The sequence below is a fragment of the Halarcobacter bivalviorum genome (genome assembly GCF_003346815.1).
In the GTDB taxonomy this organism is placed as follows: domain Bacteria; phylum Campylobacterota; class Campylobacteria; order Campylobacterales; family Arcobacteraceae; genus Halarcobacter; species Halarcobacter bivalviorum.
The window spans coordinates 2593930-2607279 of the sequence record NZ_CP031217.1 but is presented as its reverse complement, the minus strand read 5'-3'; the positions used below and the strand labels follow the sequence as shown (position 1 = coordinate 2607279).

At 35.3% G+C, this 13350-nt stretch carries 13 protein-coding genes, 2 tRNA genes and 3 rRNA genes; 9 read left to right on the top strand and 9 right to left on the bottom strand.

Features of this window, described 5'->3' with window-relative positions:
- Position 1 precedes the first annotated feature (1 nt).
- Positions 2 to 868: a TPR end-of-group domain-containing protein gene (locus tag ABIV_RS13115; protein WP_114840319.1), complete on the top strand. Its 867-nt coding sequence runs from the start codon at positions 2 to 4 to the stop codon at positions 866 to 868.
- Here ABIV_RS13115 and ABIV_RS13110 read toward each other — a convergent pair.
- The 5 genes from ABIV_RS13110 to secG form a co-directional block, all read right to left on the bottom strand.
- A complete protein-coding gene (locus ABIV_RS13110) occupies positions 865 to 1956 on the bottom strand; it encodes an MFS transporter (RefSeq protein ID WP_114840318.1) in 1092 nt (363 codons plus the stop codon). The genes ABIV_RS13115 and ABIV_RS13110 overlap by 4 nt on opposite strands.
- Positions 1956 to 2441 carry an RDD family protein gene (locus ABIV_RS13105; RefSeq protein WP_114840317.1) on the bottom strand — a complete coding sequence of 162 codons (486 nt, stop codon included), beginning with the start codon at positions 2439 to 2441 and terminating at the stop codon, positions 1956 to 1958. Before ABIV_RS13105 ends, ABIV_RS13110 begins: the two co-directional genes overlap by 1 nt.
- A 5-nt stretch (positions 2442 to 2446) precedes the next feature.
- Positions 2447 to 3055: an orotate phosphoribosyltransferase gene (gene pyrE / locus ABIV_RS13100; protein ID WP_114840316.1), complete on the bottom strand. Its 609-nt coding sequence runs from the start codon at positions 3053 to 3055 to the stop codon at positions 2447 to 2449.
- Between the two features lie 2 nt (positions 3056 to 3057).
- Entirely contained in the window at positions 3058 to 3615 is a 558-nt protein-coding gene (gene frr, locus ABIV_RS13095; protein ID WP_114840315.1) for a ribosome recycling factor, read from the bottom strand.
- A gap of 164 nt (positions 3616 to 3779) precedes the next feature.
- On the bottom strand, positions 3780 to 4133 hold the full coding sequence (gene secG / locus ABIV_RS13090; RefSeq protein ID WP_114840314.1) for a preprotein translocase subunit SecG: 354 nt from the start codon (positions 4131 to 4133) through the stop codon (positions 3780 to 3782).
- Positions 4134 to 4205: 72 nt separating this feature from the next.
- Here secG and ABIV_RS13085 point away from each other — a divergent pair, with 72 nt between their 5' ends.
- Positions 4206 to 4898, top strand: a complete 693-nt coding sequence (locus tag ABIV_RS13085) for a methyltransferase domain-containing protein (RefSeq protein ID WP_114840313.1) — start codon at positions 4206 to 4208, stop codon at positions 4896 to 4898.
- On the opposite strand, the gene ABIV_RS13080 is transcribed toward ABIV_RS13085, so the two are convergent.
- Positions 4850 to 5257, bottom strand: coding sequence for a thiamine-phosphate pyrophosphorylase (locus tag ABIV_RS13080; RefSeq protein ID WP_114840312.1), 408 nt, complete (start codon positions 5255 to 5257; stop codon positions 4850 to 4852). The genes ABIV_RS13085 and ABIV_RS13080 overlap by 49 nt on opposite strands.
- Positions 5258 to 5294: 37 nt before the next feature.
- Positions 5295 to 5990, bottom strand: coding sequence for a Bax inhibitor-1/YccA family protein (locus tag ABIV_RS13075; protein WP_114840311.1), 696 nt, complete (start codon positions 5988 to 5990; stop codon positions 5295 to 5297).
- A gap of 532 nt (positions 5991 to 6522) precedes the next feature.
- On the opposite strand from ABIV_RS13075, the gene ABIV_RS13070 reads away from it, so the two are divergent.
- From ABIV_RS13070 to rrf, 5 genes are all read left to right on the top strand, one after another.
- A 16S ribosomal RNA gene (locus ABIV_RS13070) occupies positions 6523 to 8040 on the top strand.
- 100 nt (positions 8041 to 8140) lie between these two features.
- A tRNA-Ile gene (locus tag ABIV_RS13065) sits at positions 8141 to 8217 on the top strand.
- A 36-nt stretch (positions 8218 to 8253) separates the two neighbouring features.
- A tRNA-Ala gene (locus ABIV_RS13060) sits at positions 8254 to 8329 on the top strand.
- 315 nt (positions 8330 to 8644) lie between these two features.
- Positions 8645 to 11555 (top strand): 23S ribosomal RNA (locus tag ABIV_RS13055).
- A 188-nt stretch (positions 11556 to 11743) separates the two neighbouring features.
- Positions 11744 to 11859: ribosomal RNA gene (gene rrf / locus ABIV_RS13050) — 5S ribosomal RNA — on the top strand.
- The 16S, 23S and 5S rRNA genes sit together here with 2 tRNA genes alongside, the layout of an rRNA operon.
- Before the next feature lie 63 nt (positions 11860 to 11922).
- On the opposite strand, the gene ABIV_RS13645 is transcribed toward rrf, so the two are convergent.
- Together ABIV_RS13645 and rpsU are read right to left on the bottom strand one after the other, a co-directional pair.
- Positions 11923 to 12081 (bottom strand): DUF192 domain-containing protein, encoded by a 159-nt coding sequence (locus tag ABIV_RS13645; protein ID WP_162918023.1) that lies wholly within the window; start codon positions 12079 to 12081, stop codon positions 11923 to 11925.
- 207 nt (positions 12082 to 12288) lie between these two features.
- Entirely contained in the window at positions 12289 to 12501 is a 213-nt protein-coding gene (rpsU, locus tag ABIV_RS13040) for a 30S ribosomal protein S21 (protein ID WP_114840528.1), read from the bottom strand.
- A 114-nt stretch (positions 12502 to 12615) separates the two neighbouring features.
- Here rpsU and moaC point away from each other — a divergent pair, with 114 nt between their 5' ends.
- Positions 12616 to 13086, top strand: coding sequence for a cyclic pyranopterin monophosphate synthase MoaC (gene moaC / locus ABIV_RS13035; protein WP_114840309.1), 471 nt, complete (start codon positions 12616 to 12618; stop codon positions 13084 to 13086).
- Positions 13083 to 13346 carry an HP0495 family protein gene (locus ABIV_RS13030; RefSeq protein ID WP_114840308.1) on the top strand — a complete coding sequence of 88 codons (264 nt, stop codon included), beginning with the start codon at positions 13083 to 13085 and terminating at the stop codon, positions 13344 to 13346. The genes moaC and ABIV_RS13030 overlap by 4 nt, the downstream gene beginning before the upstream one ends.
- The last annotated feature ends 4 nt before the right edge of the window (positions 13347 to 13350 follow it).

Genomic DNA, 13350 nt, shown 5'->3' with positions numbered 1-13350 from the left:
AATGAAAAAGAGTTTGATTTTACTATTTGTAATAGTAGGAATACTTTTTTCTTCAACAACAAAAGAAGAGAGAGTTCAACAAAGAGTTGATGAGTTAAAAAAACCTTTATATAACCCTTTTGTAGAAAACTATATTCTGCATGAGATTAAACAACTAAGGGAAGAGAATAGAAATTTAAAGGTTGAATTACATGAAACATTGGCAAAAAAAGAGATTCAGATGTCAAACAATGTGGTAAATTATGCTACTTCTACTATTAACAATATGTTTTATATTATTGCAGCAGCTACCTCATTACTTGTGATAGTGGGTTGGACTTCTATTAAAGATACCAATGAAAAAGTAAAGAATATGATTGATGAAAAGACTTCTAAGATAATTGAAGAGTATGAAGAGAGACTTCTAAATTTTGAAAGAGATTTAGAGAGTAGGTCAAAACAAGTTAAACGAAATCAATATGAGATAGAAGTCACTAATACTATTCATTCCTTATGGTTAAGAGCAAGTCAAGAGAGTACTCCTTCTGGAAAAGTGGAAATATATGATGAGATTTTAAATATTAGACCAGATGAGGTAGAAGCTTTAGCTTATAAAGCTGATGCAGTTCTAGATATGGGAGAAGCTAATTGGGCTTTAAATCTTACTAATCAAGCTTTAGAAATAGATGATTCCTATGCAAACGCTTATTATCAAAGAGCTAAGATTTATGCAGTCTTAGGTCAAGACGAAAATGCAATTTTAGATTTAGAAAAATCCATAGAATTAAATGAACAGTATGTAAAAGAGATTGAAAATGAGCAAGAGTTTGAATCTTTAGTCAAACATGAAAAAGTACAAAAAATTCTTAAATTAAAAGCAACAGCTTAGACTTCTTTTGGAAGTCTTTTGTTGTATAAAAATAGTAAAGAGAAAAGAGCAAAAATAGTAGAATATAAAAATAGATACTCTCCATATAACCAACCTGCAATTAAAGCTCCTAAAAAACCACCTAACCCATAAGCAACACCAAACATGAACTGTTGAGCAAGTTTTTTATTTTCATATAAAGAGTATAAATAAATTACAACAGCACTATGAAATAGTCCAAATGAAAAAGCATGAATACCTTGACTTATAAAAGTAAGAGTTAAATTATCTGGATACATAAAAAGAATAAACCATCTAAGAGCAGTAATAGCCACAGAAAATTTAATTAAAGTAAGTAGATTCCTTTTTAATAAAGGTCCTTGAAAATAGAGAATAAGTATTTCACAAATAACCCCAAAAGACCAAAGATAAGAGGTCATTTCAAGACTTATACCATGACTTGTCTCATAAATAGTAAAGAAGTTATAAAAAGCACCAAAACTAAATTGCATAAAGAAAAGGCTTACCCAAAAAGGCCAATATTTAAAAAAAGAGAATTTACTATTTGTTTTACTTTCATCTTGTTTTACATCATCATATTTAAGAAGTGAAAAAGCAAAAAATACAGTAAGAAGATTTACAAATAAATAGTAGTGTAAAGCTACATATGGACTTGTAAGATATTGTGCAAGTACAAGAGATATTAACATAAAACCTATTGAGCCAAAAAGCCTTACTTTTCCATATTTTGAATTTCCAAGTATTTTAACAGCAGTTACTTCTAAGTAGGGTAATATCATAGATAAACAGGCAGCTAAAACAGCATTATTTATCATAAGAAGATATAAGTTTTCTAAAGTTACATAAAGCATTAAAGAGCAAACTACAGATAAAAGCAAAGCAGTTTTAAATACATTTTGATTTAGAGTAATATGCTTTAAAAATAGAAAAGGAGTAATAAACTTCATAAGTGGAGCAATAGCAAACACAACACCAATTTCAAAAGCACTATATCCAATATCATGTAATACTTTTGGTAAAAAGATTACATAAACTCCGACTGCTGCAAAATAGAAAAAATAAAATGCTGAAAGTTTAAAAAAGAGCATCAATTTTCAGCTTGAATAACTGTTGATTTAGTAAGTAAATCTTGAATTGTTTTTTTATCTTTTCTAAAAAAAGGTAAAAAAGCTAAAATTATAGTTGTTGCTGAAATTAAAAATATTAAATATCTAAGAGTAGCTTTAGGTAATGATACCTTTTCTTTAGTAGTATCATCAATCAATTTAATTGAGTAAGCTTTATATCCTGGCGTCTGACCCTTTATTATCCAAAAAAGAACAATAATAAATCCAAAAATTAAAGCTGTAATCCATCTTGCTTCATCACTTCCTTGGAAATCATCTTTTCCATCCATGATTAAATAAGTAGTTATATACATAATAGGCATCATAATCATAAACATATCTACAATAAATGCTTTGATTCTATGCCCAATTGGTGCAGAGGCAAAAGAGTCTTTTATCTCTTCATTTATAGAAGAAGACTCTTTAGAAACATTTCCTTGTTTTATATCTCGCCATCTGCTAGCCATAAGAATTAGTTACCTCTACTACCTGGTTTGTAAGCAACACTTCCTTCTTTACATAAAGGACAATCTTCTGGAGAATACATTTCAAAAGTAAAGTCATCTAATGCAAAAAGTGGCTTATCTAGTGGTAATTTACAGTTATCTTTAGGCTCAATATCAGAACCCTCTCTTGAACAGAAACCTCTATTAGCTAATGCAGCATAAGCAACAATGTTTCCACCACCATTTTCAACTTGTTTTGCAGCTTCTAGTGCTGAACCACCAGTTGTGATAATATCTTCACAAACAATATAGTTCTCACCTTCTTGAACTTCAAAACCTCTTCTAATAGTCATTTCACCATCAACTCTTTCTGCAAAAATAAGTCTTACATCAAGAGCAGTTGCAAGTGCAAAACCAGCAATTAATCCACCAAGTGCAGGTGAGCATACAGCATCAACTTTAAGACCAGAGTTTTTAATTTGCTCTGCTAAAGCTTCTGCTAATAGTTTTGCAGTTTTAGGATCTTCTAAAACCTTTGCTGATTGTAAATAAAATTGAGAGTGATTTCCACTACTTAATTTAAAATGCCCTTCTAAAAGTGCATTTGCGTCTTTATATATCTGTTCTACGTTCATAATTATACCGTTAAAATTTCTTGTTCTTTTGCTTTTAGCGTATCATCTGCTTTTGCAACATAAGCATCAGTGATTTTTTGAATTTCATCTTGAGCTTTCTTGTTTTCATCTTCTGTAATTTCTTTGTCTTTATGTAAGTTTTTTACTTTATCATTTGCATGTTTTCTTACATTTCTAATAGCAACTTTTGCATTATCAGTCATTGCTTTAGCTTGTTTTGCACTCTCTTGTCTTTGCTCTACAGTCATTGGAGGGAAGAATAATTTAATTAAATCACCATCATTATTTGGGTTTACACCAATATTTGCATTTTGAATAGCTTTTTCAATATCATTTAAAAGGTTTTTTTCCCATGGGTTTACAACAATTGTTGTTGCGTCAGTTGCAGTTACAGAACCAACTTGAGAAAGTGGAGTAGGAGTTCCATAATAATCAATTTTAACACCATCTAAAATAGAAGTACTTACTTTTCCAGTTCTTAATGTTTTATAGTCTCTTCTTAAAGCCTCAATAGACTTCTCCATATGATCTTTTGTTTCTGCATAGATTTCTTCTAACATTGTATTCTCCTTGATTGTTATCTTTTAAAATTTGAAAAAGATTATACCATTATAATCTTTTATAAATTGATTTTTTAGTTTAAAAAAGAAAGCTACTAACTTAAAAAAATTAGTAGCTAAAATATTGTCTTTTAGAAGTAGAAGATACTTCATATTCTGACAAATTATTTATTCTCAGGAATTGTAGGTACTACTGGAGCTGCATTAGGTGCTGCTGGTGCAGTAGTTGTTTCTTTTGGTGTTGTTGGAATAAGTGTTTCAGTTTTTACACTATCAACAGCACTTTCCATCTTTTGTTGGTTATAAATATAACCTAAAGCGATTGTATTAATAACGAAAAGAAGTCCTAAAGTCATTGTAGCTTTACTTAAAAAGTTACCTGGACCTTTTGCTCCAAATAATGACTCATTGCTTCCACTGTAAGCACCAAGTCCAATACTAGAACTCTTTTGTAATAGAATAGTTATTGTGATAATAATTGCTAATACAAACTGAATTATTAAAAGTGTTGATGTCATTTTAAATTCCCTTTTTAAAAAATGGTAGGTATTTTACCTAAAACTTATTAAGAAAAAGCTAAAATAAAAACTATGTCTAATAAAAATCAATTTTCTAAGTACGCAAATGAGTACAAAAATCATAACATTATTCAGCAAATAGTTGCAAAATCATTAGTACGAGAATTAAAATTTAAACCTAAAAGAATTTTAGAATTAGGTTGTGGTTCAGGACAAGTTTTTAAACATATTAATTGGGAAATAGAATTTTATAAAGCAATAGATGCTTCAGAATCAATGTGTGAGCTACATCCTAAAGCAAAAAATGTAGAAGTAAAATGCTTTGATTTTGACACGCAAGAGTTTATTTCTGAAATTAGTAAAGAAAAATATGATATCGTTTTATCTTCTTCTGCTTTACAATGGTCAAAAGATTTAAATAAAATAATTAAGACTTTAAGTACTATAAGTGATGAGATAAATGCAGTTTTATTTACTTCTAATACTTTTAAAACTATTCAAGAATTAACAAATACAAAATCTCCAATTTTAGATGAAACTTTAATTAAAGAGGCTTTTTCTAATTATTTTGAATGTAACTTTGAAACTATTTTATATAAATTAGAATTTGATAATAAAAAAGAGTTGTTTGATTATATTAAAAAATCTGGAGTAAGTCCTAATGCTTCTTTATCTTTTAAAGAGGCTAAAAAACTTTATAAAGAGTATAATTTAAATTATTTAGAGTTTGAAGTTATATTTATTAAGACAGTTTCTAAATTATAAAGTTCATATCTTATATACTTAAAGTTTTCACTTGTCTTGATTGAAGTAAGTTTTGTAATCTCTTCTAAAACACGAGAACTTTCTTGAGCTCGTTTAAAGTTAGCTATTAAAATAGAGTTTAAATCACTTCTATTTTGTTCACTTTTAATAGATTCTCTTAGCACATCATTGTTTACATCTCTTGTACTTAATACTTCAAGATAGTTGTCAATTCTACATAAATGTCTTAGGGATTTAAGTTTTAAAGCAATCTCTTTGTTATCATAGTTGTATCTGAAAATATCTTCCACAACACGAATGCCTTCTTTTAATCTGTTAAGATTTGCATCAATTAATCTGAGTGTCTTATTGTTTGTCATAGGTTTAGAAGTAAATAACTAGCCAAAAGGCTAGTTATTAGTCATCATTATTCATAATACCAAGTATTTGAAGTAATGATACAAATAGATTAAAGAAATCTAAATATAGTGCAATAGCTGCTTCAATTGGAGTTTCAAATCCACCTTTGATGATTTGTTGTGTATCATAAAGAATGAAAGCAGAAAATAATAATGCACCAACACCTGCAATTCCAAGCTGTAATAATGGAGATTGGAAGAAGATGTTTGAAATAGAACCAACAATAAGGATAATTAATGCAATGAATAACATTTTACCCATTGAAGAAAAATCTCTTTTTGTAGTCATAGCAAACATAGAAATTCCACCAAATGCCACAGATGTCATTAAAAATGCTTGAGCAACAATAGAAGCTCCAGCAGGCATCATTAATATTTTACTTAATAAAGGAGTTAAAGTTAACCCACTTAAAAAAGTAAATCCAAATAAAACAGCAAGGTTAATTCCTGGTTTATTTTTTACTGCATATAATGCAAATAGTAATATAAATTCTAATATTACTAATCCCCAATACCAGCTTGCAATTGTAGAAACCATATCAAGACCGATATAAGCTCCCGCAGTAGCTGCTAAAAGAGAACCAGCAAATAACTGGTATGTTGCTTTTAAGAAGCTCATTAATGAAGCTTTTGATGAATCTACTGAAGACTTGTATTGAGAGGTTTCTTGAGAAAGATAATCTCTGTTATACATTTTAATCCTTTCTAATTTTTTGATATTTTATAATGTTTGTCTTAATATTTTCTTTAATGTTCAATATTAATGTTACATTCTAATGAATATTTGTTCAGTTTGAAAAAATTACTCAAAATAGATGCTATATATATTATTGTTAAAACTAAAGAAAAACTTATAAAATAGAAAAAAAAGCCAAAGTAAAAAGAATTTCAAAATTTAAGGAAACTTTTAGAAAAAAGCCTTGACAAAGGGAAAAAAATCTATTATAATTCCCGTCCAATTTCAGAGGAACGACTCAAAAAGAGAGTCACTAGAGTTTCGAAGAGATGGGAGATCTTTAACAATTTAGAAGGTTTATGAATAACTTTTATAAACCGAATATGAAATTACAACAAACAAGAATATATGTAAATATATCCTTGTCTATTTAACAAGTAATCTAAGATAATTAATTATCGAAGAGAGCTTAATAACAAAGCTAATGCTTTACAATGAGATTTATTTTGTAACTGAAGAGTTACTAAATAGTCAGAGAATTAAACTTTTTTTTATGGAGAGTTTGATCCTGGCTCAGAGTGAACGCTGGCGGCGTGCCTAACACATGCAAGTCGAACGAGAACGGACTTAAGCTTGCTTAAGTTGTCAGCTAAGTGGCGCACGGGTGAGTAATGTATAGTTAACCTGCCCTCGAGAAAGGAATAACAGATGGAAACGTCTGCTAATGCCCTATATGCCCATAATACATAAGTATGCTGGGGAAATGCTTTAGTGCTCGAGGATGGGACTGTATGGTATCAGATAGTTGGTGAGGTAATGGCTCACCAAGTCAATGACGCCTAACTGGTTTGAGAGGATGATCAGTCACACTGGAACTGAGACACGGTCCAGACTCCTACGGGAGGCAGCAGTGGGGAATATTGCACAATGGAGGAAACTCTGATGCAGCAACGCCGCGTGGAGGATGACACTTTTCGGAGCGTAAACTCCTTTTATATAGGAAGATAATGACGGTACTATATGAATAAGCACCGGCTAACTCCGTGCCAGCAGCCGCGGTAATACGGAGGGTGCAAGCGTTACTCGGAATCACTGGGCGTAAAGAGCGTGTAGGCGGGTTATTAAGTCAGAAGTGAAATCCTATGGCTCAACCATAGAACTGCTTTTGAAACTGGTAACCTAGAGTATGGGAGAGGTAGATGGAATTTCTGGTGTAGGGGTAAAATCCGTAGAGATCAGAAGGAATACCGATTGCGAAGGCGATCTACTGGAACATTACTGACGCTGAGACGCGAAAGCGTGGGGAGCAAACAGGATTAGATACCCTGGTAGTCCACGCCCTAAACGATGTACACTAGTTGTTGCCATGCTAGACATGGCAGTAATGCAGTTAACACATTAAGTGTACCGCCTGGGGAGTACGGTCGCAAGATTAAAACTCAAAGGAATAGACGGGGACCCGCACAAGCGGTGGAGCATGTGGTTTAATTCGACGATACGCGAAGAACCTTACCTGGACTTGACATTTACAGAACTTTCAAGAGATTGATTGGTGTCTGCTTGCAGAAACTGTAGGACAGGTGCTGCACGGCTGTCGTCAGCTCGTGTCGTGAGATGTTGGGTTAAGTCCCGCAACGAGCGCAACCCACGTCGTTAGTTGCTAACAGTTCGGCTGAGAACTCTAACGAGACTGCCTGGGCAACCAGGAGGAAGGTGTGGACGACGTCAAGTCATCATGGCCCTTACGTCCAGGGCTACACACGTGCTACAATGGGGTATACAAAGAGCCGCAATACCGCGAGGTGGAGCAAATCTCAAAAATATCTCCCAGTTCGGATTGTACTCTGCAACTCGAGTGCATGAAGTTGGAATCGCTAGTAATCGTAGATCAGCAACGCTACGGTGAATACGTTCCCGGGTCTTGTACTCACCGCCCGTCACACCATGGGAGTTGAACTCATTCGAAGCGGGGATGCTAAGATAGCTACCCTCCACAGTGGATTCAGCGACTGGGGTGAAGTCGTAACAAGGTAACCGTAGGTGAACCTGCGGTTGGATCACCTCCTTTCAGAGAAGAGAAGTTAGATTCGTTTCTAACTTCCAAAGCTATCAAAGATAGCAGTAATTCATGTTCGGTTTATAAAGGTTATTTAAAATAGGTGACAAATGGGCCTATAGCTCAGCTGGCTAGAGCGCTCGACTGATAATCGTGAGGTCCCAGGTTCAAGTCCTGGTAGGCCCACCATTATAAATAATCTGTTAAAGTTATAGGTTAAATGTTGGGGATATAGCTCAGCTGGGAGAGCGCCTGCCTTGCACGCAGGAGGTCAGCGGTTCGATCCCGCTTATCTCCACCATCTATTAAAAAGCTAAATATAAGTTCAAAAGAGATTGAATTTATATTTGGTTTTATACAACCAAAATGCGTTACCTTGAAAAAATGAGAATTTTTTTAAGATAGCATGATATTTAAAAATTTAATGTTAAAGTCTTTAATTTTTTCGTTTAAATCAATATCTTTCGTATGAAGATGATTTAAAAAACAAAAAATTTCATATCTAATAAAATAGATAGACACAACTAACTTATTTAATACAGAAGTATTTAATAAGATAGTAGCCAAGGAATAATTATTCAAAAAGGTTAAAGTAAGAAATTACTTTATCTCAAATAAATAAGCTATTAAGGGCTAATGGTGGATGCCTTGACTGTAAGAGGCGATGAAGGACGTACTAGGCTGCGATAAGCTTTGGGGAGCCGCCAAGAGGCATTGATCCAGAGATTTCCGAATGGGACAACCCAGCATATAGAGATATATGTTACACGAAAGTGGGCGAACCTGGTGAAGTGAAACATCTCAGTAACCAGAGGAAGAGAAATCAAATGAGATTCCGTTAGTAGCGGCGAGCGAACGCGGATTAGGGCAAACCCTATGCTTGCATAGGGGGTTGTAGGACCATAACATGAGACTAAAGAAGATAGATGAAGTAGTTGGAAAGCTACAGCATAGAAGGTGATACTCCTGTAATCGAAATTTTCAATAGCTCTAATGGTATCCTGAGTAGGACGGAACACGTGATATTTTGTCTGAATCCGGGGGGACCACCCTCCAACCCTAAATACTACTTACAGATCGATAGTGAACAAGTACCGTGAGGGAAAGGTGAAAAGTACCCCAGTGAGGGGAGTGAAATAGAACCTGAAACCATTAGCTTACAATCATTCGGAGCCCTATGATTTATCAGGGTGACGGACTGCCTTTTGCATAATGAGCCTGCGAGTTGTGGTGTCTGGCAAGGTTAAGTCAAGTACGAAGCCGTAGCGAAAGCGAGTCTTAATAGGGCGAATTAGTCAGATGCTGCAGACCCGAAACGAAGTGATCTATCCATGGGCAGGTTGAAGCTGGTGTAAGAGCCAGTGGAGGACCGAACCGGTAGGCGTTGAAAAGTCTTCGGATGACCTGTGGATAGGGGTGAAAGGCCAATCAAACTTCGTGATAGCTGGTTCTCTCCGAAATATATTTAGGTATAGCCTCTAGTAGTAGCATGTAGGGGTAGAGCTCTGACTGGGCTAGGGCTGCTCACCGCGGTACCAAACCCTATCAAACTTCGAATACTACATGTGTAATCTAGGGAGTCAGGCGATGGGTGATAAAATCCACCGTCGAGAGGGGAACAACCCAGACTAACAGCTAAGGTCCCAAAGTTACATCTAAGTGGAAAACGATGTGGAGTTACTGTGACAACCAGGAGGTTGGCTTAGAAGCAGCCACCCTTTAAAGAAAGCGTAACAGCTCACTGGTCTAGTGATTCTGCGCGGAAAATATAACGGGGCTAAGATGTACACCGAAGCTTTAGACTCAATTTATTGAGTGGTAGGAGAGCGTTCTATTCAGCGTTGAAGATGTACCGGTAAGGAGCGTTGGAGCGGATAGAAGTGAGCATGCAGGCATGAGTAGCGAGAAAAGAGGTGAGAATCCTCTTCGCCGAAAACCCAAGGTTTCCTACGCGATGCTCGTCATCGTAGGGTTAGTCGGGTCCTAAGTCGAGTCCGAAAGGGGTAGACGATGGCAAATTGGTTAATATTCCAATACCAACATATAAGCGCGATGTGGGGACGCATAGAGTTAATCGAGCTCACTGATGGAATAGTGGGTCGAAGGACGTAGGTTGTTACTTAGGCAAATCCGGGTAACGTTAGACCGAGATCTTACAGGCCGTTGACGCCCTCCGGGGAAGATTCGGAATCGATGATACTGTCGTGCCAAGAAAAGCCACTAAGTATATTATATGTTGCCCGTACCGTAAACCGACACAGGTGGGTGGGATGAGTATTCTAAGGCGCGTGGAAGAACCCTGGTTAAGGAACTCTGCAAACTAGCACCGTATCTTCGGTATAAGGTGTGCCTACTTCTGTATAGAGACTTGCTCTCAAAAGCGGAAGAGGTTGCAACAAAGAGTCCCTCCCGACTGTTTACCAAAAACACAGCACTTTGCTAACACGTAAGTGGATGTATAAGGTGTGACGCCTGCCCGGTGCTCGAAGGTTAACTGATGATGTTAGCGTAAGCGAAGCATTTGATTGAAGCCCGAGTAAACGGCGGCCGTAACTATAACGGTCCTAAGGTAGCGAAATTCCTTGTCGGTTAAATACCGACCTGCATGAATGGCGTAACGAGATGGGAGCTGTCTCAACCAGGGATCCAGTGAAATTGTAGTGGAGGTGAAAATTCCTCCTACCCGCGGAAAGACGGAAAGACCCCGTGCACCTTTACTACAGCTTGACACTGTAGCTTGGATATTCATGTGCAGGATAGGTGGGAGGCTTTGATACTAGGACGCCAGTACTAGTGGAGCCATCCTTGAGATACCACCCTTGAATATTTGAGTTACTAACTGGGATGAGTTATCCTCATTCAGGACAATGTCTGGTGGGTAGTTTGACTGGGGCGGTCGCCTCCTAAAAAGTAACGGAGGCTTACAAAGGTTAGTTCATGGCGGATGGAAATCGCCAGTTGAGTATAATGGCATAAACTAGCTTGACTGTGAGACATACAAGTCGAACAGAGACGAAAGTCGGTCATAGTGATCCGGTGGTTCTGTGTGGAAGGGCCATCGCTCAAAGGATAAAAGGTACGCCGGGGATAACAGGCTGATCTCCCCCAAGAGCTCACATCGACGGGGAGTTTTGGCACCTCGATGTCGGCTCATCGCATCCTGGGGCTGGAGCAGGTCCCAAGGGTATGGCTGTTCGCCATTTAAAGCGGTACGCGAGCTGGGTTCAGAACGTCGTGAGACAGTTCGGTCCCTATCTTCCGTGGGCGTAGGAAAGTTGAAGAGATTTGTCCCTAGTACGAGAGGACCGGGATGAACGTACCACTAGTGTACCAATTGTTCTGCCAAGGGCATCGTTGGGTAGCTATGTACGGATGTGATAAGAGCTGAAAGCATCTAAGCTCGAAGCCAACTCTAAGATGAACTTTCCCTGAAGATCCCAGCAAGACTAGCTGGTTGATAGGCTAGATGTGTAAGCGTTGTAAGACGTTTAGCTGACTAGTACTAATAGATCGTTTGGCTTTTTTATATAATTTCTTGGACTACTATCTTATTAAGTACTTAAAATAGTATTTAATAATTGTGAAAGACTTAACATTAAAACTTTAAACTCTTCAAAGAGTTGAGTATTAAGAGCGAAATTGAATAATAGCATTATTCATTATTCACTATTAATTATTCATTAGTATTAAATGCAACGCTTTTAATACTCAACTTGCTGGTGGTTTTAGCGAAGTGGAAATACCCAGACCCATTCCGAACCTGGAAGTCAAGCACTTCTGCGCTGATAATACTGCAGGGTCCCCTTGTGGAAACGTAAGTCGCTGCCAGCTCTTGAGTATTTATTTAAAGCCTATCTAAGCATTCTTTCTAGTCTGTTTAGGTAGGCTTTTTTTTTAATCTTTAATATATTCTTTAATCTCTTTCCCACAAACTCTTTTCTCTTCTCCAATTTTAAAATAGGATATTGTATATTTGTCTTTTATATAGACATTAAACTTCATATCTTTCATTGTAAAGACTCTACAAGCATCTTTTTTATATTTGAATATCATAATACCACTACACTCCTTTTTAAACTCCTGAGTTGTATTAAACCTTTTTAAACCAATATATTTATCTTTTTGGTTTTGGGCAATACAAAAATTATCATTAGTTTGGGAATAATTAAATAAGAAGATAAGTATAAAAATATGTTTTTTCATAGTTATAGAAATAAAAAAAGGCCAGCTAAAAGCTGACCTTTGGATAGAAAACGAATATTACAGCCTAGATTCGTATCTTCTAAGCATGTATAATCTCTTAAGCATTTTCTTTCTAGCGTTAATTTTTTGCTTCTTTCTTTTTTCAGTCATCGGCTCAAAAAATCTTCTAGCTCTAGTTTCAGTAACAATAAGATTTCTATCACATTGTTTCTTAAACCTTCTATATGCTTCGTCAAAAGATTCGTTATCTTTAACTTTAATGCCTGGCACTAAAATCACCCTCTTTCTTTTAAAATTTAGGCTCACATTATATTTAAAGTTTACTTAATTTCTATTTAACTAATAAAAAGATATAATAAAGTGAATAACTTTAAAGGTTTTATTTTGAAATTAACACACTTAGATGAAAATGATAGACCAAAAATGGTTGATGTATCAACAAAAAATGAAACAAAGAGAATTGCCGTTGCTTCGGGGCTTATTACAATGAGCCAAGATGCATATGATGCAATTATTGATAATACAGCAAAAAAAGGACCAGTATTGCAAACAGCAGTTATTGCTGCAATTATGGGAACAAAAAAAACAAGTGAATTAATACCAATGTGCCATCCTTTATTATTAACTGGTATTAATTGTGATATTGAAGAAAAACCTGAATTACCGGGTTTTAAATTAATGGTAAGCGCAAAGTTAAATGGACAAACTGGTGTAGAAATGGAAGCTTTAACAGGTGTTTCTATTGGCTTACTTACAATTTATGATATGGTAAAAGCTATTGATAAATCAATGGTTATTTCAAATGTTCAATTAGAATCTAAAAGTGGTGGAAAGAGTGGAGATTTTACTAGATGATTGATTTAAATAAACAACAACTTCAATTAGATTATCCATGTTCTTGGAAATATAAAATTGTAATTCTTGAAACAAGTAATGCAAGAAAAATTACAGAAGAGATATTAATTCAAAGAGAATTCTCTTTAGAAAAATCGAAAGTAAGTAAAAAAGGTAAATTTAAAAGCTATTCTTTAGAGCTATTAGTTCATAATGAAGATGATAGAAAAGAGATTTACAAAATGTTAGGCGATCATAAAGATATTAAAATGGTGCTTTAGGATA